This is a genomic window from Novosphingobium kalidii (assembly GCF_040534015.1).
Taxonomy (GTDB): Bacteria; Pseudomonadota; Alphaproteobacteria; order Sphingomonadales; family Sphingomonadaceae; genus Novosphingobium; species Novosphingobium kalidii.
The window spans coordinates 55365-80553 of record NZ_JBEWLY010000012.1; the positions used below are offsets into that span (position 1 = coordinate 55365).

Here is a 25189-nt window from a genome sequence, read left to right on the forward strand (position 1 = left end):
GTCCTCAGGCTACGCGGTTGCGGCTGGCGAAGCTCTGCAAAAGCATCATCAGGCGATCGAGCAGGAAGCCGATCAGGCCGATCACGATCACCGCGAACATGATGCGGGCGAGGCTCTGCGAACTGCCGTTCTGGAACTCATCCCACACGAACTTGCCGAGCCCCGGGTTCTGCGCGAGCATTTCCGCTGCGATCAGCACCATCCAGCCCACGCCCAGCGAAAGGCGCATGCCGGTGAAGATGTAAGGCAGCGCGCTCGGCAGGACGAGCTTGGTCAGCTTGGCAAACGTGCCCAGCTTCAGCACGCGTCCGACATTGAGCAAGTCCTTGTCGATCGAGGCGGTGCCGATCGCAGTGTTGATCAGCGTCGGCCAGAGCGAGCAGAGCATGACAACGATGGCCGAGATCACGAAGCTCTTGGCGAGCATCGGGTCGGCGCTGGAAACGGTGGCCGAGACCACCATGGTTACGATCGGCAGCCAGGCGAGCGGGCTGACCGGCTTCATGATCTGCACCAGCGGGTTGATGGCGGCGCTGAACATCGGCGAGAGGCCAGCGGCAAGGCCCAGCGGCACCGCGACCAGACTGGCCAACCCGAAGCCCAGCGCGACGGTCTCCAGCGATGTGATGACTTGATCGAGGAACGTGGGCGGCCCTGCGTAATCGAAGGACATCGTCTGCGTTCCCGCGGCGATGCGCGCGTCTTGTTCCGCATAGAACTGCGCAGCGTTGATGCGCGACGCCTGCCACTCCTCGAACAGCACGGCACCCTGCTCGGCCACTTCGACCGGACCGGGCAGTGCGCCAAGCGATGTGTCGACTTGCGGCGCCAGCGCGGCCCACAGGCCTAAGAAGGCCAGGATTCCCAGCAGCGGCGCCAGCAGAGTCAGGCCGAACCGGGCGACGAACGCCTGCAGCGCCGCCGATGGCTCGCTGGAGGACGCAGCCTCAGGCGCGCGCGCAGTCTGGGGCGCGCTTGCAGCGCTCGGAGCCGCCTGGGTGTCGGCGGGTTCGGCGATGTTCGCGTATGCGGTTGCCATCAGTTTTCTCCTCTGGTCGCGTTCAGGAGCCGGTCACGCCGGCAGCCGTGACCTTCTGGCCCTGCTTGAGGCCGATCTTGAGCGACTGGATGTAGGCGTTGGGTTTGTGCCCATCGTAGGGCACCTTATCGATGAAGCCGTTGTCGACCGGCTTGAAGCCATCGGTCTGCGGGATCGCCTCGGCAGGGATCACCCCCTTTTCAACGAGCGGCTTGGCGGCGGCGAGGTAGAGGTCCGGGCGATAGACCGCCTTGGCCTTCTCCAGATACCAGCTGTCTTCGTGATCCGCAGGAATCTGGCCCCAGCGGCGCATCTGAGTCATCGTCCAGATCGCATCAGAGTAGAACGGGTAGCCTGCGTTCTTGTCGAAGAAGATGTTGAAGCCCTTCGCGTCACGCGTGTCGCCCGGCGCAAAGGTGAACTTGCCGGTCATCGATGCGGCGATCACTTCAGGGTCCGCGCCTACGTAGTTGGACTGGCTGAGGATTTTGACTGCTTCGGCCCGGTTCTTGCCGCCGTCAGCATCAAGCCACTGCTGCGCCTTGATGATCGCGCGCAGCATGGCCGCGGTCGTGGCGGGGTACTTCTGAGCGAAGTCTTCGCGCAGCCCCAGCACCTTCTCGGGATTGTCGTGCCAGATCTGGTCATCGGTGACGACGGGCACCCCGATCTTCTTCTGCACGGCCGCTTGGTTCCACGGCTCGCCGACGCTGTAGCCCTCGATCGTGCCCGCCTCGAGCGTTGCAGGCATCTGCGGCGGCGGAGTAACGGAAAGCTGGACGTCCGCGCCGACGGTGCCGCCGGTATCGCCGGGCGTGTAGTAGCCGGGGTTCAGCCCGCCAGCTGCAAGCCAGTACCGCAGCTCGTAGTTGTGCGTGGAGACCGGGAAGACCATCCCCATCTTGAACGGCTTGCCTTGCTGCTGGAAGCTGGCGACCACCGGCTTGAGCGCAGCGGCACTGATCGGGTGCGACGGCTTGCCGTCCGCGCCCTTCGGCAGGCTGGGCTCCATCATGCCGTAGACGCGGTTCGACAGCGTGATCGCATTGCCGTTGAGATCGAGACTGATCGGCGCGATCAGGTTCGCCTGCGTGCCAAGACCCAACGTCGCCGCGATCGGCTGCCCCGCCAGCATGTGCGCGCCATCGAGCTGGCCGCCTATGACGCCATCAAGCAGCACCTTCCAGTTCGCTTGCGGCTCCAGCGTCACGTTCAGGCCCTCTTCGGCGAAAAAGCCCTTCTCCTTAGCGATCGCTAGCGGAGCCATGTCGGTCAGCTTGATGAAGCCGAGCTTCAGCACCGGCTTCTCTACGCCGCCCGAGGCCACGGCGGCCTGCGCCGCGTCGCCCGACTGGCTCTTGCCACAACCCGCCAGCGTAACACTGACCAGCAGGGCCGCTATGACTGCACGCCGCCTGAACCGATGCCCCTGAACCTGACTCATCCGCGTTCTCGATCCCTGCCATGTGACAAACGTGAAAAAGCCGCCACGACATGAGGTCACAAGGACCAGGTCGGGCGGCGACGTTGCCACGTGTTTCTGAAGCTGCTGCGGCTCGTATCGATGGGCATCCCGTCCTTGGGAGCCGACGAACCGCGACGGTCACTGGATAAGCGATTCGCGGGTCTCGCGTAAAGCGCTATTTTGCAGTGCAGCGTAACTAGCGCGTCAGGGAAGGTGCTTCAGGTAGTCTTCCAGATGCGACGGGTCGAACACCACGCCATCGAAAAAGCGGTTGGGTTCCATGACCATGGCGCCCTGCTGCGTGCCCACGGCGGTTCGCTGCATAAGGCTGCCCTCGACCTTTGAACTGGCTCCGGGCAAGGGCTCTCCGGTGCCTCTTAGTGCCGCGCGGTAGATATCCGGGCGGAATACCCGCGCTGCCTTAGCTGCCTCTTCCGCATCGAACGGAGTCCCGTCCCACCTTACCATCTGTGTGTAGAGCCACTCAGCCTGGCTGACCCATGGGAAATTGGCGGCTTCTCGATACTGGAACATAAAGTCCGGGTAGTGGACCACTGCGCCATCGCGGGCGAGCAGCAGTCGATCGGCAATCGCGCGGCGGATCAGGTCAGGACTGCCATCCAGATACTCGGCCCGCGCGAGAATCTGGGCGTTGGCGTCCCAGTTCTCCGGATCGACGAAGTGGGTGCCTGCCCGGCAAAGCGCGCGGATCAGCGGCCGCACCGACTCGATCTTGTCCTCCAGCACGGACTGCTTGAGTGCCAGAACCTTTTCGACACCGCGGCGCCAGATCTGTGCCGTCGCCAGCACGATCTCGCCTGCGCCGCGCTCCACCGCCACGCTGTTCCAAGGCTCGCCCACGCAGATCCCGTCAACGTCCCCCGCTGCGAGCGCCTCTGCGCAGTATGGCGGCGGCACCGTGATGATCTCCACGTCCTTGTCGGGCCGGATGCCGCAAGCCGCGAGCCAGTAGCGCAGCATGTAGTTGTGGCTAGAGTAGCGGTGGACGACGCCGAAACGCAGCGGATCGCTGGCAGCCAAACGCTCATCGGCGATGATGCGCAAAGCTGCGCCCACGTCACGCGCACTTCCCATCGTGCCCGGCAAGCGGACGCGCTGCGCGTATTCGGGACGAAGAGTGATCGCATTGCCGTTAAGGCCCAGGACAAACGGCACCGACAGCGCTTGTTGCGGCCGCCCCCGACCGAGCGTCGTCGCGATGGCGAGAGGCGCGATCAGGTGCGCCGCGTCGCTGTGACCATAAAGCAGGCGGTCGAGCACGGTCGCCCAGCTCACGTCCTTCACCAGCCGCAGCGAGAGCCCCTCCTCCTCGGCAAATCCGTGCTCGCGAGCAAGGATCAGAAGGCCGGCATCGACGAGGGGGAGGAAGCCGATGGTCAGCTCATTCGGCACTTCGGCTGCCTCCCATCAGGCGGTGCGCGGTAACGATCGCCTCCGCAATATCAACGATGCGCTTGCCCTGGTTCATCGCCGCATTGCGCATTTCTGCATAGGCTTTTGGCTCGGGCAACCCGCGGCTGTTCATCAGGATGCGCTTCGCTTTGTCGATCGTGTCGCGGTCGGCAAGCTTGCCTTTGGCTTCGGCGAGATCTTTCTGCAGCCGCGCGAACGCGTTGAAGCGAATCACCGCGAGGTCCAGGATCGGGCGAATGCGGTTCGCCGCCAAGCCGTCCACGACATAGGACGAAACGCCCGCTTCCACGGCCGCGGCAACCGTCTCGTTGTCGCTCTCGTCCACGAACATAGCGATGGGCCTGTCGAGAACCCGGCTGACCGCGAAGTATTCCTCCAGAACGTCGCGAGAGGGATTGCCGAGGTCCATCAGTACGATCTCCGGCGCGATCTCCTGGATCCGCGCGACGAGCCCACGCCGCTCCGTCACGACAAAGATGTCGCATTCAGGCAGCGTTGCCAGACCTTCCTGGATGATCGAGGCGCGTGTGGCGCTTTCGTCGACAATGGCGATGCGCATGATTCATGCCTTGTGCGATGCAGCACGAGACAGGGCAACCCCCCGTCACCCTTAAAGCACCATCAGCGCACCCCGCCTCACTTCGGCATCGCGGGATTTCGGGTGGGCGTTACTTGCGAACAGGAGCGCTCAGCCGCGCCATGATCGAAGCTACGTAGAGCTGGGTCTCGCGGATCGCGGGAATGCCACCTGCGCGCTGCACACGCATCGGCCCGGCATTATAAGCGGCAAGCGCCTTCTCGATGTCCCCGCCGAATGCGTCGAGCTGCATCCGCAGATAGCGCGCACCGCCCTCCAGGTTGGCCATAGGGTCGCGAGGATCGACGCCGAGTTCGCGCGCCGTGCCGGGCATCAGCTGCGCGAGGCCCCGTGCGCCGACCGGCGATACCGCGCCCGGATTCCAGCGGCTCTCCTGCCACACCACCGCTTCCAGCAAGTTAGGGCTGATATCGTACTTCCGGGCGAGTTCCGCGACTCGCGCGCGGAACCGCTCAGGCCCGGCTGCATCTGCCACTTGCGTGACCGAGGCAGGGTGGAAAGCTGTGCCGTCGGGCGCAAGTTCGAGTGTGCCGAGATCCGGCTCGCCCACTGCTGGCGCAGTGGTTTCCTGCACGGGGCCGCCGGCGACCCAGCGCGGACCGGCAGCGTCGATCTGGAGAACGTCGGCGCTCGCCAGGCCGGGCCCGCCCATCACTGCGCAGATTGCGACAGCCCAGGCCAGTGCGTGCTTTCTGCTCAAGAGAATGAACCCCGATCCGATTCCTGATCCCGCAGCGCCATTACTTCATTGCCGCCCTCCACCTCAAGCCGGATGATCGGGTGCAGCAATCCTTGCAAGCGATCGCGCTCTATTGAGGTCGGTAGAGTTTCTATTCAGTACCACCGCGCCCAAGTGTTTCCACGGAAGGCCTGATGAAAGGGGATAGAGAATGGTGCTGCTGGGGAGGATTGAACTCCCGACCTCGTCATTACCAATGACGCGCTCTACCACTGAGCTACAGCAGCTTGCTTCACCGCCGCTGTCAGGGCGCCGGGGCAGGCGGGCGCTATTGTCGCCAAGGGAAAGAATGTCAAGCGCCGCTTGCGCTTGCACATGAGTCGCGGCATCGCCGGGATATGGTCAAGCCACCCGATCCGCGCTCACGCGAAGAGCGCCTCGCCGCCAAGCTGCGCGAGAATCTGCACCGTAGGAAGGCACAGGCGCGCGCGATGGGAGCTTTGCAGGATATCGGCGGACAAAGCGGCGAACCGGAAAACGACTCTGAAATCGAATCGGGCACTCTTTCCAACGAGGCGCGGGAAAGCTAGGGCCTGCCTCTCTCAAGCCAACGAGCACCGCGCGTCTTACCAAGCGGGCTCCAGCCAAGGAGCGTGATGCCTTGCCTCGCCTCATCCTAGTTCGCCACGGCCAGAGCCAGTGGAACCTCGAGAACCGCTTCACCGGCTGGTGGGACGTCGATCTGACCGAGAAGGGAGTGGCCGAGGCAAAGGCCGCCGGCACGCTGCTGAAGGAAAAGGGCATCCTGCCCACGGTCGCCTTCACCTCGTTCCAGACTCGCGCGATCAGGACCTTGCACCTTGCGCTGGAAACAGCCGGCATCCTGTGGATCCCCGAAACAAAGGATTGGCGCCTGAACGAGCGGCACTATGGCGGCCTCACCGGGCTCGACAAGGCCGAAACGGCGGCCAAGCACGGCGACGAGCAGGTCAAGATCTGGCGCCGCAGCTTCGACACGCCGCCACCGGTACTCGAAAGCGGATCACCGTTCGATCTCGCCGCAGACGCGCGCTATGCGGGCATTCCGATCCCGAATACCGAGAGCCTGAAGGACACGATCGCTCGCGTCCTGCCTTACTATGAAGGCTCGATCGTGCCGCACCTCAAGGCCGGCGCAACCGTGCTGGTTTCGGCCCACGGCAATTCCCTGCGCGCGCTGGTGAAGCACCTCTCGGGCATTTCCGACGAAGAAATCACCGGGCTCGAAATCCCGACCGGGCAACCGATCATCTACGATCTCGACGACGATCTGGCGGTGCTCGACCGCTACTACTTGTCGGAGCGTTGAGATGACGGCGGCGCCGCTCGTCGCGATCGTCATGGGCAGCCAGTCGGACTGGCCGACGATGCAGCGCGCGGCCGAGATGCTCGATCGGCTCGAAGTCGCCTACGAAGCGCGGATCGTCTCGGCCCATCGCACTCCCGACCGTTTGGTCGAGTTCGCAAAAACCGCTGCCGGGAACGGCTTCAAGGTGGTGATCGCGGGTGCTGGCGGTGCGGCGCACCTGCCCGGAATGATCGCCTCGATGACGCACGTGCCGGTGCTGGGCGTGCCGGTGCAGTCGAAAGCCTTGTCGGGTCAGGACAGCTTGCTCTCGATCGTGCAGATGCCGGCAGGCATTCCCGTGGGCACTTTGGCGATCGGCGAGGCGGGAGCCGCGAACGCGGGCTTGCTAGCCGCCGCAATCCTCGCGACGGGCGACGATGCACTGGCCGAAAGACTCAAGGCATTCCGTGCGGAGCAGACCGCCAGCGTAGCCGAAAAGCCGGCGTAAGAAGCAGCGACCAACAACATGATTCCTCCCGGCGAAACGATCGGCATACTTGGGGGCGGGCAGCTCGGCCGCATGCTTGCGGTGGCGGCCGCACAACTCGGCTATCGCTGCCACATCTTCGCGCCAGAGGAGGACGCGATCGCTGCTGACGTCAGCGCCGCCTACACCTGTGCACCGTGGGACGATGTGGAGGCGATGGCCCGCTTCGCGGCAGACTGTGCCGTCATCACGTATGAGTTCGAGAATGTGCCGGTCACGCCGCTTCTGGCGCTTGGCGAAGTGCCACTGCACCCTCACCCGCGCGCACTGGAAACGGCGCAGGACCGACTGAACGAAAAGCAGTTCGTCGTCGGCTTGGGTGGAACGCCGGCGCCCTTCGCCCCCGCCGACACTCCAGCCGATCTCGACGAAGCGCTTCACACCATCGGCACGCCTGGAATCCTCAAGACGCGCCGCGAAGGGTACGATGGCAAGGGGCAGTGGCGAATCATGTCTGCTGCCGACGTCGACGCCCTCGATCTCCCGTCACAGCCGCTCATCTACGAGGGGTTCGTCGACTTCCAGGCAGAGTTCTCAGTGATCCTGTGCCGAGCCCTCAACGGTGACGTCCGTTTCTACGACTCGGCGCGCAACGTCCATGAAGGGGGTATCCTCGCGCGATCGACGGTGCCGGCCGGAGATCCCATCGCGGCTCAGGTGAAGCCAGCGCGCGAACTCGCGGCTGCCGTGGCAGAGGCGCTTGACTATGTCGGCGTCCTCACGCTGGAGTTCTTCGCGACCGAGGCCGGGCCGGTGTTCAATGAGATGGCTCCGCGAGTCCACAACTCCGGGCACTGGACGATCGAGGGCGCAGTCATCTCGCAGTTCGAAAACCATGTGCGCGCCATCTGCGGGTTGCCGCTGGGCGATGCCGGCTTGGCCGCTGCAGCGGTCAACATGTGCAATCTCATCGGAGAGGACGCGCAGGACTGGGCGACGATCCTGGCCGATCCCGCCAATCACCTGCACCTCTACGGAAAAGGTCCGCCGTCTCCCGGGCGCAAGATGGGCCATGTCACGCGTCTTACGCTGGCTTGAGCGTGGCGCGCGAGATCGTCTTCATCTACGCGCGGGCCGCCAATGGGGTAATCGGGCGGCACGGCACCCTGCCCTGGCACCTGCCGGCGGATCTTAAGCACTTCAAGGCCATGACCATGGGCAAGCCGATGATCATGGGCCGCAAGACTTTCGAGAGCTTTCCCGCGCCCCTGCCGGGCCGCCGCCACATCGTGCTGACCCGCGATTCGCAATGGAGCGCTGCAGGCGCCGAAGTCGCGGCATCGCCTGAGGCTGCGCTCGCCTTGGCGGGCAATGACGAGATCGCGGTGATCGGGGGCGCGGAGATCTTCGCGCTTTTCGATGAGCAGGCAGACAGGATCGAACTCACCGAAATTCACGCAGAATACGAAGGCGATATCACGATGCCGCCCGCCGGGCCTAAATGGGAAGAGATTCACCGCGACGAGCACTCAGCCCAGGAGGGCAGACCCGGCTACGCTTTCGTGACGCTCGTGCGCCACCTATAGGCCCCTTGCCATGATTCGCCTCGACCACCGCGAGCCCATACCTGTTTCCCTGCGCGGCGCGATTCTGGCGTTGGGCAATTTTGACGGGTTCCACCGTGGCCACCAGGCCGTGGTCGGCGAAGCGATCCGCTGGGCGCATGCTGAGGGGCGCCCCGCCATGGTCGCCACCTTCGATCCGCACCCGGTCCGCTATTTCCGGCCTGAATCCGAACCCTTCCGCCTCACCACACTCGACCAGCGCCAAGAGCTGTTTGGTGCCGCGGGTGCCGACGCCATGCTGGTGTTTCACTTCGACGCCACGATTGCGGGCATGCCGGCCGAGCGCTGGGTGCGCGAAATGATCCACGACCATCTCGGCACGGCGGGCGTCACCACGGGGCAGGACTTCGTGTTCGGAAAAGGGCGCAGCGGGACCGCCAGCTCCCTGCGTGATCTGGGACTACCGCTTGGTATCGCGACGCGCGCGGTACCGCCCGTGCTCGATGCCGATGGGCCAATCTCGTCCAGCCGTATTCGCGCCGCACTGCGAGCGGGCGACTGCGAGACAGCGACACGCCTGCTGACGCGCCCCTTCGCCATGCGCGGAATTGTGCAACACGGCGACAAGCTCGGCCGCACGATTGGCTTTCCCACCGCCAACCTGCCACTCGGCAAGTATCTGCGCCCGCGCTACGGAATCTATGCCGTGACGGGACAGCTTCCTGATGGGCGGCTGCTGCGCGGCGCTGCCAACATCGGCGTACGTCCCACCTTCGATCCACCCAAAGAGCTTCTGGAGCCGTACTTTTTCGATTTTTCGGACGATCTCTATGGTCAGGAGATCGAGGTGGCCTTCCACCATTTCCTGCGGGCGGAAGCGAAGTTCTCCAGCCTTGAGGCGCTGACTGCCCAGATGGAGCGTGATTGCGACGACGCACGGCGGCTGCTCGCCATCACCACGCCTTAGGTAAAAAGATAGCGTCGCCTGAACGCGGTTTACAGCATCTTAAGATCGTTTCGTCAGTCCTCGCACGCAGGGAAATCCTGTGCCGAGCCTCGTGCCTTGCCGCGCGATCGCCTTGAGCAGGAGAAGCCAAGGGGGCTTGGGCGCAATGGCTGGTCTGTTTCTGGTAAGAGAAGAGCGGAAAGGCTCAGCGGAGCCGTTTCTGGGCATCGCGCGCGACCAGTTTGCGAAGCACGGCTTTTCCCGGCTGGAGCAGCACCGCTTCCCCGGCTGGGCGCTCTTGCGAGCGCCGTACATCTCCGACGGGCCGGCGTTGTTCTTCGGACATGGCGATGACTTCGCCGCCGCCGCCGGCACACTCGCTTACGACGGGCTGACGGGGTCGGCCGCCCTCCAGAAGCTGCTCGCCGAGGCCGATCCACCGCAGTTCGACTGGTCGAGGCTGGCCGGACAGTTCGCGCTGATCCTCCACCGCGGCGGACGCACCTTTGTCGCGACCGATTTCTTTGCCGCCTTCCAGCTCTATCACGACGCGGAAATGAGCCTGTTCTCAACCTCGCTGCTGACAGCCGCGAGAGTGCTGCCCCGCGTCACATTCGACCCGCAGGGGATTTACGAATACGCTTTCCAGGCATCGGTGCTGGGCGATGATACCGTGCTGAGCGAAGTGAAGCGGCTGGGGCCAAATCGCGTGGTGGAACTGACCTCATCGGGAGAAGTGCTGAGCCACAGCGTTTCCAAGCCGCTACCCGCCGCCCCAATACGCCAGCCGACGGCGGAGCGGCTGGCCAACCACAAACACCTGCTTACGAAGGTGGTCACCGAGCAAGTCAGCCATTTCGGCAACCAGGTGCAGTGCCCCCTCTCGGGCGGCCTCGATTCACGTCTGGTCCTCGCGGTGCTGCGCTCACTCGGCTGCCAGCCGAACATCTACGTCTACGGCTGGCCCAACAGCCCGGACGTGGTGATCGCCAAACAGATCGGCGCCGCCGAGGGCTTCGAAGTCGAGTGGATCGACAAGGACACCTACCGCGACATCACTCCAGAAGAGTTTCCCGAACAAGTCGCGCGCAATTTCGAGGAGCATGACGGCCCGCCAAACTTCGGCGGCATGTTCGACAATGGTGGCAACTCGTACGCGCGCGACGCTCGCCACAAGGATGGCGCGTTAGCGGTGTCCGGCGGCGGCGGAGAAGTCTACCGCGACTTCTTCTTCCTGCCCGACCGGCGCCTCACGGCTGCCGAAGTGACCGACAGCTTCTTCGCTCGCTTCGATCGGGGCGACACGACGTCAACTTTTGACGCCGGGGCCTATCTGCGGCGCATGCGAGACAAGATGCTCGATGTTCTCGAACGCCCGGGAGACACCGGCAAGCTTCCGCGCGCGGTGATCGAACAGATCTACCCGCGCGTGCGCTGCCGCAGCCTCTTCGGCCGCGAACTTAGCGTTGAAGGGCGCTACAGCCCCTATCTCCTGCCCTTCCTGGACCAGCGTGTCGTCTCAGCCGCAGTAACTCTGCCGCTCGGGTTGAAGCGAGCTGGCCTTTTCGAAGCGCAGTTGCTGAATGCGATCGACCCGGTCCTAGCCGCGCGGCCATCCGCCTATGGACACCATTTCGCGGAACCGCCAAGCCGCCGGCACCGCTTCGATGAGTGGGCCACGCGCGTGCGGCCTATCTGGCTGCGCAAGAACAGCTACGCGATTCAGCGAAGGCTCCGTCCCATGGGCGACGAGCATGGCGGCCTCAACAGCCCGGAATTCATGGGCCGCGTCGTCGATCTCGAGTTCCCGATCATGCGCCGCTACTTCAACGTGGAGAAAGTGACCGACAGCGCGCTGCACCGGCGGGTTGCCTGCCTGGAATACTTCGCGGCCCATCTCGGCAACTTCGCGCTCTGAACTGTCCACCGGTGGTACAGCCGCAAACGGGCGGCCGGACAGCGATGCCCATGTCCGCGTAGCTGCGGTATGAGACGCGAAACCGAAGGAGGTTTCCCGTGCGATCGTCTGTTCTCGCTGTCCTGCTCTCACTCACTTCCGGCGTTGCGCTTGCCCAGAGCGGCCGACCTTTCACAGTCTCGGAAACGGGCCAGAGCTTCGGCAGTCTACCGGAAGCGGTGCAAGCCATTGGCGAGGGCGACGGCACGGTGCTGATTGCGCCCGGCCGCTATACCGATTGCGCTGTGCAAACGGCGGGGCGCGTCGCCTTCGTTGCCCGCGACCCCGGCACGGTCGTGTTCGACGGAGGCATATGCGAAGGCAAGGCAACGCTCGTGCTGCGCGGTCGCGGCGCGCATGTGGAGGGCCTGCGTTTCACGCACCAGAACGTCGCTGACGGCAACGGTGCGGGCATCCGGCTCGAGCGGTCCAACCTGACGGTCGTGCGCAGCCAGTTCGTCGATGCACAAAGCGGCATCCTCTCCGGCGACGACCCTTCCGCAATGATCATAGTCGATCGTTCCACCTTCTCAGGGCTAGGAAAGCACCCGAACGGCCACGGCGCCCACGGCATCTATATCGGCCAGTATGGGGCGCTGAAGATTACCGGCTCTCGTTTCGAGCGGGGTACCGGAGGTCACTACGTCAAGAGCCGCGCACCCCGCATCGAAGTGCTCGACAGCAGCTTCGATGATAGCCACGGTCGTGACACCAACTACCTCGTCGATCTGCCCAACGGCGCGACAGGCCGGATCGCCGGGAATTCCTTTGTGAATGGCCGTGGCAAGGAAAACTATACCGCGATGATCACCGTCGCGCCCGAAGGCCGGATCAACAGCTCGCAAGGTCTCACGATCGAAGGCAACCGTGCATGGTTAGTGCCGGGCTACCCCTGGACCACCGCGTTCGTCGGCAACTGGAGCGGCGACGCGATCGTAGAGCGGAACAATGTTGTCGCCTCGGGCATCACGAAAGTGAAGCGGTTGTCCGCTAGCGCACCGGAACAGCTTGTGCGTCGTGCCCTTGCGGGGATGAAGCTCCGCGCGCAGCATTGGCTGACAGACGGTTGAGGATACTCACGCAGTGGTTGCGCGGCGCCATGTTCCAGATGAAGCGCCCTGTTTCCGCTGTGTGCCGCAACTGAAGGGGGGAAAGCCTCTATTCGGGGTAGGAAGAAGATCCTATGGACACAGTGTGCAATTGCAGCATAACTATTGTTGATACAGCGCACCACAGGATAGGCTTGGCGGCTTGCCCGCGCGAAGCTGACACTGGCATGTCGAACTGGGTGGCTACCGTAAGAACCGGCGTTTGCTCGCTGTAAATCTGTGTGGGGAATGACAGAATGAAGATCGCGGTTTTTGGCCTCGGCTACGTCGGGCTCTCTAATGCTGTCCTGCTGGCGCAGCACAACGAAGTGATCGCCGTCGACATTACGTCCGAGCGCGTGGAGATGCTGAACGCGCGCAAGTCGCCAATCGTCGATGAAGAACTGGAAGAGTTCCTCGCTACCAGGTCGCTCAACCTTACCGCCACACTCGATCCGCAAAAGGCGCTCAAAGGTGCCGATTACGTGATCGTCGCAACACCGACGAATTACGACGTCGAAACCAACAAATTCGATACGTCATCGGTAGAGGCCGTCATCCAGACCGCGAAGGATGCCAATCCGAACGCGACGATCGTGATCAAGTCCACGATCCCGGTCGGCTTCGTCGAGGATGTGCGCAAGCGCCTCGGCACATCGCAAGTCATCTTCAGCCCCGAATTCCTTCGTGAAGGCCGTGCGCTTCACGACAACCTCCACCCCTCGCGCATCATCGTCGGTGAGCGCTCCGAGCGCGCGCGGATCTTCGCGGACCTGCTGTTCCAAGGCGCCGAAAAGAACGACGTGGAGATCCTTTTCACCGATCCGAACGAGGCCGAGGCGATCAAGCTCTTCGCCAACACCTACCTCGCGATGCGTGTGGCTTTCTTCAACGAGCTCGACAGCTACGCCATCGCTCACGGCATGGATACACGCCAGGTGATCGTGGGCGTCGGTCTCGATCCGCGCATCGGCAAGCACTACAACAACCCGAGCTTCGGCTACGGCGGCTACTGCCTGCCCAAGGACACCAAGCAGCTCCTCGCCAACTACTCCGAGGTGCCGCAGAACCTCATCCGCGCGATCGTCGACGCGAACCGCACGCGCAAGGACTTCCTTGCCGACCAGATCATAGCGCGACAGCCGAAGAAGGTGGGCGTGTTCCGTCTGGTGATGAAGGCCGGTTCCGACAACTTCCGCCAGTCGTCGATCCAAGGCATCATGAAGCGGATCAAGGCCAAGGGCATCGACGTCGTGATCTACGAGCCGGCCATGGAAGACGAAGAGTTCTTTGGCTCGGAAGTCGTGCGGGATCTTGATACCTTCAAGCAAGACTGCGACGTCATCATTGCGAACCGCATGACGGACGAGATCGCGGACGCTCCGGAAAAGATCTTCACGCGCGACTTGTTCGGATCGGATTGAGCACGCCCATGCGGACCGCACTCGTAACCGGCTCCGCCGGGTTCATCGGCTCGTTCGTCTGTGATCGGCTTTTGCGGGATGGCTTTCGAGTCATCGGCCTTGACGCAATGACCGACTATTACGAGGTGTCGCTCAAGCAGCGACGCCTCGGACGGTTGCTCCAGTCCGAGCACTTCCAGGCGATTGAGGACTACGTCGAGACTCCCGGTCTTCTGATGGATCTGTTCGCGCGTGAGAAGCCCGACGTGGTGGTCCACCTCGCGGCACAAGCAGGCGTGCGCTATTCGATCGAGAACCCGCGCTCATACCTCGACAGCAACATTGTCGGTACGTTCGAACTGCTGGAAGCGGCCCGCGCGCATCCGCCTCAGCATATGCTGCTTGCATCGACCTCATCGGCTTTCGGCGCCAACACCGAAATGCCCTATCGGGAAACCGACAAGGCCGATCACCAGATGTCGTTCTACGCCGCTACAAAAAAAGCGACGGAGAACATGGCGCACAGCTATGCGCACTTGTTCGATTTGCCGATCACCATGTTCCGCTTTTTCACGGTCTATGGCCCTTGGGGCCGGCCCGACATGGCGCTGTTTAAGTTCACCAAGGCGATCCTCGAGGGCCGCCCGATTGACGTCTACAACTACGGCGACATGAAGCGGGACTTCACCTACATCGATGATCTCGTCGAGGCGATACGCCTGCTGATCGACACGCCCCCGGTGCGGCCCGCGAACGAGGAAGCAGTCGTCGAAGGTGACAGCCTTTCCCCCGTAGCGCCATGGAGAGTCGTCAACATCGGCAACTCCGATGCCGTGCAACTGACCGCATTCATCGAAGCCATCGAAGACGCGACTGGCCGCAAAGCCGAACGCAACCTTATGCCCATGCAACCAGGCGACGTGCCGGCCACCTGGGCGGACGCTGGACTGCTGAAGACCCTGACGGATTACGCACCAAAGACGAGCGTTGACGATGGCGTCGCAAGGTTCGTCGACTGGTACCGAGAATACTACGGGGTCTGAGCAGGTCTCAACGCGGCTGTCGATTTCGGTACACAGGAGCCCACGAATAGCACAGGGGCCGAAGTCACTCCGGCCCCTGAAACTTATGCGCCGCAGCCTCTGCCGGCGTTCTTTCCTTCCCGCCACCGACGAGCTTACAGTATGAGAAAGTCCGCCGGTGTGAGGTTTTGCGGCGCATTCACCAGATGCGCCACCAGTGTCGCCTGTGCTGAGCCGGTCCCATCCGGGTCGAAGTAGAGCTTCCCGCTCGCAGTGTCATAGATCACGCGATCATCTGCATCGTGAGCGGCCTTGACGCCCTCGCCCGACCAAAAGGCGGAAGCCTCGAATGTCCCACTCGTGCCTATTCCGCCGGGCGCAGAGAAAGCCAAGGCGAAGCGGTCTTCACCCGCATGGAAGTCGGTGATCGTCAGCAGGCTGGTTCGCGGAAGGTTCATGTCGAACACGAACACGTCCGCGCCCGACCCGCCAGTGATGATGTCGCTGCCACCGCGACCATAGATCAGGTCGCTGCCTTCGGTGCCCGCCGTCTCTTCGACCTGCGCAATCGATGACGTGCTCATCGCAACAGCGGCGGTGCTCTGCGGAACGCCGTGGCTGTCGTATTGTTCGGTTACCTCAACTCCATCCACGACTTTGATGACGTCGTAACCGGTCATCTTGGCATTGCTATCGTAATGCTCGGCGCGCTTGCTGCCGTCGGCATTGATCATCAAGCGCTCCATGGATACCAGGTTCCAGGCACTGTCCCACGTCTGCGTGGTCGTGACACCGCCGGAAACGGCAACGCGCTCAGCTCCCACCAATTGCCAGCTTGCGTTGAAGTGCTTCACCATGGTGGAGCCGTTGCCCTCGTCCACTCTGACATCCATGCCCGAGGGCTGCCACTTCGCGTCGAAGTACTGCGTCTTGGTCTCCGCGCCGCTCACCGTCACTCGGGCCGCCCCGGTGATGGCCCAGTTGCCGTCGAAGAAGACCGTCTGCACCGAGCCGTTCGCGTTGGTCACGGTCTTCTCGGCAGCGGTGAGCAGATAATTGCCGTCGAAATGCTGGACCACCGTCTCCTTCCCGACAACGGTTACGTCGGTGCTCACGACATTGCCGGCGAGATCGTGCTTGATAACGACCGTCTTGTCAGCACTCGGAGATTCGGTGGTCACTGTTCCGATCTGGACGCCTTTGCTGTCGAACAACTTCTCGGCAAGGGGTGCGGCGGGTACGGAGATGTCGGCTGCGGGAGAGTCCGAGATGACTTCCACCTGCGTGCCCGAACCGTCCACAACGAACGACTTGATCGCACCGTCATCGGTGTGCGTCTTGGCGTTCAATTGCAAATCGTTGATCGTCAGCGAGCCCGTGCCTGAGGTCACCTCCGCACCCAGCTCCACTGAGCGCAGGTACTCGGTGTCCGAAATGATACCTCGTTCCTTCAGATCGGCGATCACATCGGCGATATCGATCGTACCTTTGGTCCAGTTCTCATCGGCGACTAGCGCCGTGTATGTACCCTTATGGTAGATCGTGGCGCTGAAATCGCCGTTCTTGTAAGTGCCGATGGGCTTGCCAAAGGCCTCAAAGCCGCCTTTGTGCAGCCAGATCATGATCTCGTTGGTTATGGTTTCCTTGCCGCTGGCGGTTGCTGAGTTTGCGAGCCAAATGTCAAAAGACACGTTGAAGCCGCCCAGGTTTCCGGAATAGCTGAGATCGTAATCGGCCGTGAGGCTGGCTAGATCCGAGACCTGAACGGGGAACATCTTGGCTGTATCGCTAGGGTTGCCTGCGAGATTGTGGGGATTCATCCCGAACTGCACGGCCGGATAAGCCAAAATCTTCGTATCGGTCGTGGTAAGCGGATAGGCCCAGTTGAAAGTGGTGCCGCTGGTCATGTCGCTTGTATTGAACTGGCTGGTAAGGGTGTAATCCTTGCCAATGGTGAGGTCGCCCGAACCCCAAGCGTTGTTGATTACGAACCAACCGTTCGCGTTCGAGGCTTGGCCAGCCTTGTCCAACGTCTTGTTCACCGGAACCTTGGCAGCGACGAAATCCTGGAAGTTGAAGTCCGAGGCGGTCAGCGAACCGAGGGAAACATCGCGCAAGGTCAGCGTCTCGGACGCGCCAAGCTGGATGCGAGTATCGTTGCCAACCTGCGACGACTTGGAGAGAAGCTGCTGGAAGTTGGTGAAGCCATAGCCGCTCAGCTTCACGGCATCCCAACCATGCTGGAAGTTGTAGATCACGTCCGAGCCGTTGCCGGCGCGGATGCTGAACACATCGGCTCCGACGCCACCCACCAACACATCGTTGCCGCGGGCCCCGTCCAGAGTGGCGCCGGTCTTTCCGGCGATAATGAGGTTGTTTAAGGCGTTGCCCGTGGCGCCGGTCGCCCCGACGCCTTCCTTCCCACCACCGGTCAGGATCACGTTCTCGACGTTGTCGGGCATAACGATCGTGCCCCAGTACCGCATGTCGATGGTGTCGATGCCCTCGCCTGGCTTCTCAACCACCTTGGCGGTGTTTTCGTACACAAAATAGCGGTCGTCGCCCAGTCCGCCGATCATCGTCTCGCCCCGCACGGCGTAGAAGATATCGTTCTTGCTGGTTCCGATCCGCGTCGTACTGGCTGTACCGGCGGCAAGCCAGCTGTTGGTCGCTCCGGAGAGCAGCATCTCGAGGTTCTTGGAATTGGTGTACATGGGGCTCACTCGGCTAGGTGTGCGCCATGAATACGCCTGCTCCACTTACCGGGGCCTAGCGGTTTTGGTAAACGAGCCTTACACTTTTGGATCAAAAACAGCGCGTTAGCAAAGTGACGCAGCGCTTCGCCGCTTGCCGCAACGCGTGTGCTCTCTTACAGAAATTTCTGCATGGGATGGGCAGCTTACGATGGCGCGGCGCTGTCAAACGCTGTTCGGGCAACGTGTTGCCGATGAGGTGAGATCGCCGCCCACGGTATCCCGGCAACACCAAGCTGATGACAAACCGCTAGCCTTCAGCCCCTTCTTCTGTGGAGGTCGCAAGGGCGATCCTCTATACCGTCACCGGAGCAGGCCCGGGGGCGCAAACAGGCCTAGTTCGCGATGAGTAACGATGCCTGGAGCCGCATTGCACACTGCGGGGATGGCATTGACGCCAAGCAACGCGGTCAGCGAGAGCCCAGGATATTGAGGCTTTCCATGATCGTCGACGCCGGAAAGCGTCATCAGCAACGCTGGATCGCCCTCGATTCGCACACTGTAGCCGCTGGCCCCGCAGTCCCAGGCAGGGTCGATCCGGCCGCCCATCTTCCAGAAGCAATGAAAAGTCATGAGCGGCTTGCCATCGACGATCGCCCTCCACTCATAATGTTGGCCCCCGACAGTACCGCCAGCCACGACCCCTCCGGGATAAGCGATATCCTCTCGCGCTGTAGCCAGTTCGAGGCTCGTCTCTATGCGCTCGATTCGCTTGCCGAGGGCCTCGATGACCATAGCCATCGACTGCGAGAACATCAGCGCCGCCTCTGGCGAGCGCGCGGGGTTGGCCAGCAAGTCCTCAGGTTCGCGCCCGAAGCCCATGAAGGGGATATAGCTGGAGGGATTGGCGGCGAAGTCCACCACCTCGGTCACATGAATATGGTCGATTCGGCCTGCCGCACGCGCCATGACCAATGGCAACAAGTCTCCCGCGAAGCCGGGATGAATGCCTGATCCGTGGAATGAGGTCCCGCCATCCCTGCACGCGGCGGCAATCGCCTCGCTTGCCTCGATCGAATGCGGGTACTGATTGGAAGGATAGAACGGGCCGAGTGGAGACACCACGTTCTTACCGGAACGAAGGAGACGGCACACTATGTCGATGTCCTCGGCGGCAGCTGCGAAGTGCACGCAGTCGGCGTCTGCCGCGATAATCTCCTCGACGTTATTCGTGGCGATGACGCCCGTCGGCGGCAGGCCTGCAAGTTCGCCGACATCCTTGCCCACCTTGTCGGGGTTGGTAACGAGAACGCCGACCACTTCGAAGGCCGGGTTCTCTACGAACTGCCGGATCGACACTTTCCCCACGTTGCCCGTGGCCCACTGCACCACGCGGTAAATGCGCTGCATCTGTCTTCTCTCTCTGTGTCAGCCGACTGCGGCGGTTGGTACGGCCATCTGCTCGTCCTCGACTTTCGCGATCGCAATTGGGATGCCCGAATAGAGAACCATTCCGGTGAGTGCGTCGACGGACTGTGCGCTGGTGAGCAGATTGACGTTGGCGCTCTCATGTCCATGCGGGATCGAGGCGACGCCAGGACGGATCGTGTCGCTGACGTTCGCCAGAACAACGATCTCTCCGTTCGCAGTGGTCACACGCACCCGGTCCCCACTGGCAATGGCATGTGCAGCCGCGTCCTGCGGATGCAGGATTATGTCGGCGGGGCTGCCGAGGAACGACAGCGATGCATTCAGCTTGCGGCGTTGGCGCCGCGGAATGAAGCTGAGCGGCGGCGGGCCGGTCCGCTCTCCATCGACCGCGCGTGTTCGCGCCCAAAGATCCAGCAGCGGCGGCGGCGCGACAATCCAGCCATCGATCCGCTCGATGTGACGATCCACCCAGGCGCTCGGGAACTCGAGCGGCAACGTGACGGTGCCTGCAGCCTTGAGCTCGTCGAAACTGCAGCGCGCCGTGGCCATTTGCCGCGCGAGCATAGCCTCGTCCGCCTGCTGCGTGTCATCACTCGGCAGACCTTCGGGGACCGAAAGGCCCATGCGTTGCATAAGCTGTGAAATGATCCACCAGGCGGACCGCCTGTCCCCCATCGGCGACACGACCGGAGGCGAATAGAGCATCGATACACTGCCGCTCAACGTGTCCCACAGCGAAATGTCCGCACGTTCGACCTGATCCTTCGTCGGCAGCACGTGAGTGGAAAGCGCGGTCGTCTCGTTCGCGACAACTTCAAGGGTTACAAAAGTATCTAGCTGGCGGAGCGCAGGCACCAGAACGTTGGCGTCAGGGAACGACCGCACGAGGGCGCCGCCCAGGTTCACCAGAGCGCGAATATTGCCCGCTTCGATCTCCCCCGGTAGTGCAGCGCAAGGCCAATCACCGATGATCCCCGAGGCTTCAGGCATCGTGGGCGCGCCAGGAGTCAACGGGTTGTCGAGGCGCGGCAGTTCGAAGCTGTCATACTGCGTGATGAAACCCGGGTGGAACCAGACGCCGCCCTTGCGGTTCATCCGGCCCGTAAGGATATTGAGCAGCCACGCGAACCACTGCGTCAAGTTCGCGCCTTCAGACATAGTGACGCCGGTACCCGTCTCCACCGTGACGCTGCCGAAGCGGCGGACCGCGGCAAGCAGCGCGGTCAGCTCCTCCTCGCCCACTCCGGCGATATGAGCTGCGGTGGCGAGATCGTAGCCGTCAAGCGCTGCGCGCAGTTCGGCAAGTCCCTGCACCGGCTGCGCCGGCGCGAGCGGTCCTCCATCGATTACTTCACGAACCAACCAAGCCAGGATCGCGTAATCCTTGCCCGGTAGCGGCGCGACATGACGAGTGGAGTAGGCTGCGGTCTCGGTCCGCAGAGGATCGATGGTCCATACTTCGCCGCGTTTGGCCACCGCCCGAATCCATGAGGGTGGGCTGAACATGCCGGTGTTATGCCCATGGCTGACCATCGGGTTGACGCCAACATAGAGCAGAAGGTCAACGTTTTCGTTGTCGGTCTTCCCGGACAGGCCAGGGAAGCCTCCTACCAGGCTGCTGACCAGGACCTTGGCCGTCCCATCGATCGTAAGCGGCGTGAACTTGGGGGGATGTCCCAGGGCGTTGTAGAACGCCTCTCCCATCCGATACCCGGCAGCGTCCATGCCAAGGCCGCTGCCGAAGTAGAACCCGATCGCATTAGGGCCATGCGTGTCGATCACCTTGCGCAGCCGCGCGGCAAGATCGTCCAGGCAGGCATCCCAGCCCGGCTCAACGGTCTCGCCGCCGCGCACCATGGAAGGCCGCACCAGAGCGGCGCCATGGTGGTGGAGACGTCCCACTGCCCGGCCTTTCGGACACGTATATCCTTTGCTGAGCGGGTGATCGAAATCTCCCTTCACGCGGATGATCTGCTCACCCTCGACCGTCAATGTGATCCCGCACTGATTGGTGCAGATCTTGCAGTGGCTGCGCGTAACTTGCGGCATCCTCGCCTCTCCCGGCTCGCCGCTTGAGCGGCTTGTGTCGCGGCAGGATAGCACAAATGAACAGCGGCTCAATACTGGTGAGCAACCGTTTACTTGTTGCTCGCCGAGCTCAGTTCCACGTAAGGCAAGGGATGGCCAGCACCGCGGAAGCAAACGTCGAAAAACGGGTCAAACGCCGTGACCCCGTACGGACGAAGGCGCGCATCCTCGCCGCGGCTGTCGAAGTGTTCACCGAGTACGGGTACACTCAAGCCGGCCTGAGGGACATTGCCGCGAGAGCCGATGTGGCCTCGTCGCTTCCGGTGAAGTACTTCGGCACCAAGGCAGCTCTGTTCGAGGCGGCACTGATCGATATCGTGCGCGCGAACTCGGTTTTCACTTGGAAGAAAGAACGGTTCGGTGAAACCATGGTGCGCTTGATCCGCGACCGCAGCAACGTTGCGATTACCGCGATGCTGATGATGGCGCTGTCCGATCCCGAATCGCGCGCGGTAGCGATCCGCGTCTGGCGGGAGCACATGATAGCGCCGCTGGCGGAATGGCTTGGTCCGCCTGATGCAAAAGGCCGGGCTGACACCCTGTTTGCGCTTCTATCCGGCCTCACATTTCAAATTCACGGACTGGCTGACGGTGAAGTCTCACCGGCTGCCCTGCGCTGGGCAGCCAGCACGCTGCAGGCTCTGGTGGACGAGGGGGAGAAGCGCCTGACCTGAGTGGAAGCTGGAGCGGGTCGGCCATACTCGGACAGCCGTTCCGTTGGCGCGATTTCTGGTGCTGGCACTTGTCTACGCCACACTTTGCTGTTGGTGCTCTGTGCAACTCGTTGAAGTTGCAAGTGGTGGCGAATGCGCTAGGGCGTTGCCGGACATGCGAGCCGCTCGGGCTTGCGGCGGAGATTACCTGTTGATGCAGCGGTTCATACCATGAACGAGGCAACATCCTGGAACCGGGGATCTTTCGCCGCAGCGCTTACGACACAAGGTCGCGTAGTTGGTGCGCTCATGATGCGCGAGTTGCACACCCGCTACGGACGCGACAATATTGGCTATCTATGGCTGTTTGGCGAGCCGCTCATGCTGGCTGTCGTCATTGCACTGCTTCACAGCGGAGGCGGGGAGTCCCTCGGCGATATCAATCCCGTCGCCTTCTCTGTCGTAGGCTATACCATTTTCATAATGTTTCGCGGCATCGTCAACCGGTCAGACGGCGCCCTGGAGTCGAACCTGCCCCTGCTCTATCATCGCATGGTGACCGTGTTCGACATCACGCTTGCGCGTGCCCTGATAGAAGCGGCCGGCACCATCATGGCATTCACCGTCCTCTTCGGCTTATGCATGGTAGTCGGCTTCACAGAGTTCCCACCCGAGCCACTGTTCATCCTCCTGGGTATTGTATTCGTCTTCTGGATGTCGTTCGGGTTGTCACTCATCATTACGGGCATCACCTACGAGAACCGATTGCTTGGGCGTCTCGTCCATCCAATGACATACTTTATGATTCCACTGTCGGGTGCTTTCTTCCGTGTCTCATGGGTGCCTCGGCCCTGGCGCGACTATCTACTGTACAATCCCCTTCCGCAGATTTTCGAGATGATTCGCTATGGAGCTTTCGAAAGCTGCACACTCGAGTTCGTGGACTTCCAGTACATCGTCGAGTTCCTCCTAGTGCTGACCCTGTTGGGCCTCCTTTCTGTGCGAGCCGTGACGCGGCGAGTCCACTTGAACTAACTGAGTAAGTAGTCAGCCATGAATGTCCAAGGCATTATCAGTCCGGCAGCCGAGCTTGAGGCACAGCCTTCATCGTGGCGGTCCCGCATCACTGATTGGGCGGTCCGCCGACGCTACCTTCTGTTGGTGGTGTTCTTGCCCACTATCCTGCTCGCCTCCTACCTTTACCTAATCGCAGCGGACCAATACCAGTCGGAAGCTCATTTCGTCGTCAGCTCGGGCGGAGATAACACGGCCATTCCGACAGGTGGGCTGGGGCAAATGCTTGGCATGTCAGCCGCGTTGAGTGGCGCGCAAGGGGAAGTGCTGAGCGTCACGGATTATCTGCACTCTCACGATGCGGTTCAAGCATTGCGTCAAAAGACGGACCTTGTCAGCATATTCCGCCGGCCGGGTGCCGACTTCGTCAGCAGGCTTTGGGTGGCAGATCCCACACCCGAAACACTGCTGCGATACTACCGCGACAAGGTGAGCGTTCACTATGATCGTGATACGGGCATCACAACGCTGAAGGTTCGCTCGTTCCGCCCGAGCGACAGTTACGTGATCGCTGAGAACCTGCTCCAGTTGGGTGAGGCGCAAGTCAATGAAATGAACCGCCGCAGCTACAGGGACGCTGTTGCCATGGCGCGCGCCCAGCTGGCAGAGGCGGAGGAGGGCGTGGCCGACATCCAGCGCCGCATCACGGGGTACCGGGAGGCAGGGCGCGATATCGACCCACCAGGAACGGGCGAGGCGCAGACGGAGCTGGTAACGAACCTACGCGGCAATTTAGCTGCCGCGCAGGCACGGCTAAATTCCATGGGCTCGGCGATCAGTCACACGAGTCCACAGTATGTTGCCCTCTCGAGACATATCAGCGCGCTACGCCGCGAGCTTGCCAGCCAGGCAGGCATGCTGGCTGGCGGCGGAGGCACGATCGCACAGAACCTTGGTGGCTACGAAGACCTGAAGGTGCGGCAAGAGTTCGCGGCGAAGCGGTATGAAGCTAGCGCGGCCGCGCTCGAGAAGGCGCGGATGGAGGCTCAGAAGCAGCAACTCTATCTCGTTCGCGTCGTTAACCCGAACATGCCAGTGAAGTCCCTTTTCCCCGAACGGGGAAAGATCGTTTTGACGGTCTTCATCGGTCTTTTGCTCGTCTACGGCATTGGCTGGCTGATTGCAGCCGGTGTGCGGGAACACGCCGCGTGAACACCGGCTACCCCTACGATTAAGGCAGGCAACAAACAGGGCGCTGGCTCGCAGCGCTCTAACGCTGTGGGTATGCGTTTAACCCGCCCCACTGAGTAGCCGGCTTGATTGTTAGTGCATTGTCGCTTGACGTGCTCCCCTAATTGTTACCAGTCAGAGGTAGAGTCTCGCTCCTTCATGATGGTTGGTTGAGGTGATGGCGGCGATCTCGACGGGGGTCTTCCCGCCCAGTTTCGAGTGTGGCCTGACGTGGTTCTAATCGTGCCGCCAGGCATCGAGCACGAAGCGGGCGTGAGCCAGCGACGTGAACAGCATCTCGTTGAGGCATTCGTCTCTTAGCCGTCCGTTGAAGCTCTCGACGAAGCCGATCTGCATTGGCTTGCCCGGCGCGATGTACTGCCACTCGACCCGCCGCTCCTGCGACCAGCGCAGGATGGCCGACGAGGTCAGTTCGGTGCCGTTGACGCTGACCACCGTATGCGGCTTGCCGCGTATCCCGATCAGTCGCGTCAGCTCCCGAGCCACCCGCACGCCGATAGCGAGGTGTCGGCCACCAGCGCTAGGCTTTCCCGGGTGTAGTCGTCGACCACACAGGATGCGGAACCGCCGGCTGCAAGTCAGAGTGTCGGAGACGAAGTCCAGCGACCAACGGTGGTTCGGGCCGTCCGGCAGCAGCGGCGCCCGCCTGCCCAGGGCGCGCTTGCGGCCACCGCGACGACTGACCCGCAGGTTCTCTTCGCGATAGACCCGCAGCAGCTTCTTGTAGTTGGGCGTCATGCCCTCGCGAGCCAGCAGATAGCCGAGACGCCGATAGCCGAACCGGCGACGCTCGGCCGTCAACTCGCGCAGACGCTGCCGCAGCAGGCCATCATCCGGTCGCAACGATCGATATCGGATCACGCGGCGGCTCACGCCAATCAGGTTGCACGCCCGACGCTCGCGCAAGCCGTGATGCTCACGGGCATCGGCGACGGCATCCCGCTTAGCGGCGGGCGTTACCACTTTTTTGAGGCCAGATCCTTCAGCACCACGTTGTCGAGCATCGCCTCGGCCAGCAGCTTCAGTCGGCTGTTCTCTTCCTCGAGCGT

The 25189-nt window shown here is 62.4% G+C and carries 21 protein-coding genes, 1 tRNA gene and 1 pseudogene; 13 read left to right on the forward strand and 10 right to left on the reverse strand.

Annotated elements, in window-relative coordinates; all coding sequences use genetic code 11:
- Nucleotides 1–4 precede the first annotated feature (4 nt).
- The 6 genes from ABVV53_RS06565 to ABVV53_RS06590 all read right to left on the reverse strand — a co-directional run bounded on the left by ABVV53_RS06565 (nucleotide 5) and on the right by ABVV53_RS06590 (nucleotide 5502).
- The gene (locus ABVV53_RS06565) at nucleotides 5–1039 is read right to left on the reverse strand and encodes an ABC transporter permease (protein WP_353983592.1); all 1035 of its coding nucleotides are present in this window, start codon (nucleotides 1037–1039) and stop codon (nucleotides 5–7) included.
- Between the two features lie 22 nt (nucleotides 1040–1061).
- Nucleotides 1062–2483, reverse strand: coding sequence for a CmpA/NrtA family ABC transporter substrate-binding protein (locus ABVV53_RS06570; RefSeq protein ID WP_353983593.1), 1422 nt, complete (start codon nucleotides 2481–2483; stop codon nucleotides 1062–1064).
- A gap of 225 nt (nucleotides 2484–2708) precedes the next feature.
- On the reverse strand, nucleotides 2709–3917 hold the full coding sequence (locus tag ABVV53_RS06575) for a CmpA/NrtA family ABC transporter substrate-binding protein (RefSeq protein ID WP_353983594.1): 1209 nt from the start codon (nucleotides 3915–3917) through the stop codon (nucleotides 2709–2711).
- A complete protein-coding gene (locus ABVV53_RS06580) occupies nucleotides 3907–4497 on the reverse strand; it encodes an ANTAR domain-containing response regulator (RefSeq protein ID WP_353983595.1) in 591 nt (196 codons plus the stop codon). Before ABVV53_RS06580 ends, ABVV53_RS06575 begins: the two co-directional genes overlap by 11 nt.
- Before the next feature lie 109 nt (nucleotides 4498–4606).
- Complete coding sequence (locus ABVV53_RS06585) at nucleotides 4607–5236, reverse strand: lytic transglycosylase domain-containing protein (protein WP_419956755.1); 630 nt, start codon at nucleotides 5234–5236, stop codon at nucleotides 4607–4609.
- Nucleotides 5237–5427: 191 nt separating this feature from the next.
- Nucleotides 5428–5502, reverse strand: a tRNA-Thr gene (locus ABVV53_RS06590).
- A gap of 111 nt (nucleotides 5503–5613) precedes the next feature.
- Between ABVV53_RS06590 and ABVV53_RS06595 the strand changes: the two genes are divergently transcribed.
- The 10 genes from ABVV53_RS06595 to ABVV53_RS06640 all read left to right on the forward strand — a co-directional run bounded on the left by ABVV53_RS06595 (nucleotide 5614) and on the right by ABVV53_RS06640 (nucleotide 15031).
- Nucleotides 5614–5805: a hypothetical protein gene (locus tag ABVV53_RS06595; RefSeq protein WP_353983596.1), complete on the forward strand. Its 192-nt coding sequence runs from the start codon at nucleotides 5614–5616 to the stop codon at nucleotides 5803–5805.
- 71 nt (nucleotides 5806–5876) lie between these two features.
- Complete coding sequence (gpmA, locus tag ABVV53_RS06600; protein ID WP_353983597.1) at nucleotides 5877–6563, forward strand: 2,3-diphosphoglycerate-dependent phosphoglycerate mutase; 687 nt, start codon at nucleotides 5877–5879, stop codon at nucleotides 6561–6563.
- Between the two features lies 1 nt (nucleotide 6564).
- On the forward strand, nucleotides 6565–7050 hold the full coding sequence (purE, locus tag ABVV53_RS06605; protein WP_353983598.1) for a 5-(carboxyamino)imidazole ribonucleotide mutase: 486 nt from the start codon (nucleotides 6565–6567) through the stop codon (nucleotides 7048–7050).
- An 18-nt stretch (nucleotides 7051–7068) separates the two neighbouring features.
- A complete protein-coding gene (locus ABVV53_RS06610; protein ID WP_353983599.1) occupies nucleotides 7069–8127 on the forward strand; it encodes a 5-(carboxyamino)imidazole ribonucleotide synthase in 1059 nt (352 codons plus the stop codon).
- Between the two features lie 2 nt (nucleotides 8128–8129).
- A complete protein-coding gene (locus ABVV53_RS06615; protein WP_353983600.1) occupies nucleotides 8130–8615 on the forward strand; it encodes a dihydrofolate reductase in 486 nt (161 codons plus the stop codon).
- Between the two features lie 10 nt (nucleotides 8616–8625).
- A complete protein-coding gene (locus ABVV53_RS06620; protein WP_353983601.1) occupies nucleotides 8626–9561 on the forward strand; it encodes a bifunctional riboflavin kinase/FAD synthetase in 936 nt (311 codons plus the stop codon).
- A 145-nt stretch (nucleotides 9562–9706) separates the two neighbouring features.
- Nucleotides 9707–11458, forward strand: coding sequence for an asparagine synthetase B family protein (locus tag ABVV53_RS06625; RefSeq protein WP_353983602.1), 1752 nt, complete (start codon nucleotides 9707–9709; stop codon nucleotides 11456–11458).
- Between the two features lie 98 nt (nucleotides 11459–11556).
- Nucleotides 11557–12567, forward strand: coding sequence for a right-handed parallel beta-helix repeat-containing protein (locus ABVV53_RS06630; protein ID WP_353983603.1), 1011 nt, complete (start codon nucleotides 11557–11559; stop codon nucleotides 12565–12567).
- Nucleotides 12568–12842: 275 nt separating this feature from the next.
- Entirely contained in the window at nucleotides 12843–14009 is a 1167-nt protein-coding gene (locus tag ABVV53_RS06635) for a nucleotide sugar dehydrogenase (RefSeq protein WP_353983604.1), read from the forward strand.
- Between the two features lie 8 nt (nucleotides 14010–14017).
- Nucleotides 14018–15031, forward strand: coding sequence for an NAD-dependent epimerase/dehydratase family protein (locus ABVV53_RS06640; protein ID WP_353983605.1), 1014 nt, complete (start codon nucleotides 14018–14020; stop codon nucleotides 15029–15031).
- Nucleotides 15032–15165: 134 nt separating this feature from the next.
- Here the strand turns inward: ABVV53_RS06640 and ABVV53_RS06645 are convergent, their stop codons facing one another.
- From ABVV53_RS06645 to ABVV53_RS06655, 3 genes are all read right to left on the reverse strand, one after another.
- Entirely contained in the window at nucleotides 15166–17724 is a 2559-nt protein-coding gene (locus ABVV53_RS06645) for a hypothetical protein (protein ID WP_353983606.1), read from the reverse strand.
- A gap of 342 nt (nucleotides 17725–18066) precedes the next feature.
- Nucleotides 18067–19113: an NAD(P)H-dependent amine dehydrogenase family protein gene (locus ABVV53_RS06650; RefSeq protein ID WP_353983607.1), complete on the reverse strand. Its 1047-nt coding sequence runs from the start codon at nucleotides 19111–19113 to the stop codon at nucleotides 18067–18069.
- An 18-nt stretch (nucleotides 19114–19131) separates the two neighbouring features.
- Nucleotides 19132–21183, reverse strand: a complete 2052-nt coding sequence (locus ABVV53_RS06655; RefSeq protein ID WP_353983608.1) for a molybdopterin-containing oxidoreductase family protein — start codon at nucleotides 21181–21183, stop codon at nucleotides 19132–19134.
- Nucleotides 21184–21239: 56 nt separating this feature from the next.
- Here ABVV53_RS06655 and ABVV53_RS06660 point away from each other — a divergent pair, with 56 nt between their 5' ends.
- The 3 genes from ABVV53_RS06660 to ABVV53_RS06670 all read left to right on the forward strand — a co-directional run bounded on the left by ABVV53_RS06660 (nucleotide 21240) and on the right by ABVV53_RS06670 (nucleotide 24101).
- Nucleotides 21240–21896, forward strand: a complete 657-nt coding sequence (locus tag ABVV53_RS06660; RefSeq protein WP_353983609.1) for a TetR/AcrR family transcriptional regulator — start codon at nucleotides 21240–21242, stop codon at nucleotides 21894–21896.
- A 210-nt stretch (nucleotides 21897–22106) separates the two neighbouring features.
- The gene (locus ABVV53_RS06665; protein ID WP_353983610.1) at nucleotides 22107–22910 is read left to right on the forward strand and encodes an ABC transporter permease; all 804 of its coding nucleotides are present in this window, start codon (nucleotides 22107–22109) and stop codon (nucleotides 22908–22910) included.
- 18 nt (nucleotides 22911–22928) lie between these two features.
- Complete coding sequence (locus ABVV53_RS06670) at nucleotides 22929–24101, forward strand: KpsE/RkpR family capsule polysaccharide export protein (protein ID WP_353983611.1); 1173 nt, start codon at nucleotides 22929–22931, stop codon at nucleotides 24099–24101.
- A 153-nt stretch (nucleotides 24102–24254) separates the two neighbouring features.
- Here the strand turns inward: ABVV53_RS06670 and ABVV53_RS06675 are convergent.
- A pseudogene (locus ABVV53_RS06675) lies at nucleotides 24255–25189 on the reverse strand (IS3 family transposase); the annotation flags it as partial.

Coding starts and splice junctions, on each gene's coding strand:
- purE (WP_353983598.1), top strand. CDS start 6,565: ATGACGGCGGCGCCGCTCGTCGCGATCGTCATGGGCAGCCAGTCGGAC.
- ABVV53_RS06670 (WP_353983611.1), top strand. CDS start 22,929: ATGAATGTCCAAGGCATTATCAGTCCGGCAGCCGAGCTTGAGGCACAG.
- ABVV53_RS06640 (WP_353983605.1), top strand. CDS start 14,018: ATGCGGACCGCACTCGTAACCGGCTCCGCCGGGTTCATCGGCTCGTTC.
- ABVV53_RS06595 (WP_353983596.1), top strand. CDS start 5,614: ATGGTCAAGCCACCCGATCCGCGCTCACGCGAAGAGCGCCTCGCCGCC.
- ABVV53_RS06650 (WP_353983607.1), bottom strand. CDS start 19,113: ATGCAGCGCATTTACCGCGTGGTGCAGTGGGCCACGGGCAACGTGGGG.
- ABVV53_RS06645 (WP_353983606.1), bottom strand. CDS start 17,724: ATGTACACCAATTCCAAGAACCTCGAGATGCTGCTCTCCGGAGCGACC.
- ABVV53_RS06660 (WP_353983609.1), top strand. CDS start 21,240: ATGAACAGCGGCTCAATACTGGTGAGCAACCGTTTACTTGTTGCTCGC.
- ABVV53_RS06580 (WP_353983595.1), bottom strand. CDS start 4,497: ATGCGCATCGCCATTGTCGACGAAAGCGCCACACGCGCCTCGATCATC.
- ABVV53_RS06625 (WP_353983602.1), top strand. CDS start 9,707: ATGGCTGGTCTGTTTCTGGTAAGAGAAGAGCGGAAAGGCTCAGCGGAG.
- ABVV53_RS06620 (WP_353983601.1), top strand. CDS start 8,626: ATGATTCGCCTCGACCACCGCGAGCCCATACCTGTTTCCCTGCGCGGC.
- ABVV53_RS06665 (WP_353983610.1), top strand. CDS start 22,107: ATGAACGAGGCAACATCCTGGAACCGGGGATCTTTCGCCGCAGCGCTT.
- ABVV53_RS06655 (WP_353983608.1), bottom strand. CDS start 21,183: ATGCCGCAAGTTACGCGCAGCCACTGCAAGATCTGCACCAATCAGTGC.
- ABVV53_RS06570 (WP_353983593.1), bottom strand. CDS start 2,483: ATGAGTCAGGTTCAGGGGCATCGGTTCAGGCGGCGTGCAGTCATAGCG.
- ABVV53_RS06610 (WP_353983599.1), top strand. CDS start 7,069: ATGATTCCTCCCGGCGAAACGATCGGCATACTTGGGGGCGGGCAGCTC.
- ABVV53_RS06635 (WP_353983604.1), top strand. CDS start 12,843: ATGAAGATCGCGGTTTTTGGCCTCGGCTACGTCGGGCTCTCTAATGCT.
- ABVV53_RS06565 (WP_353983592.1), bottom strand. CDS start 1,039: ATGGCAACCGCATACGCGAACATCGCCGAACCCGCCGACACCCAGGCG.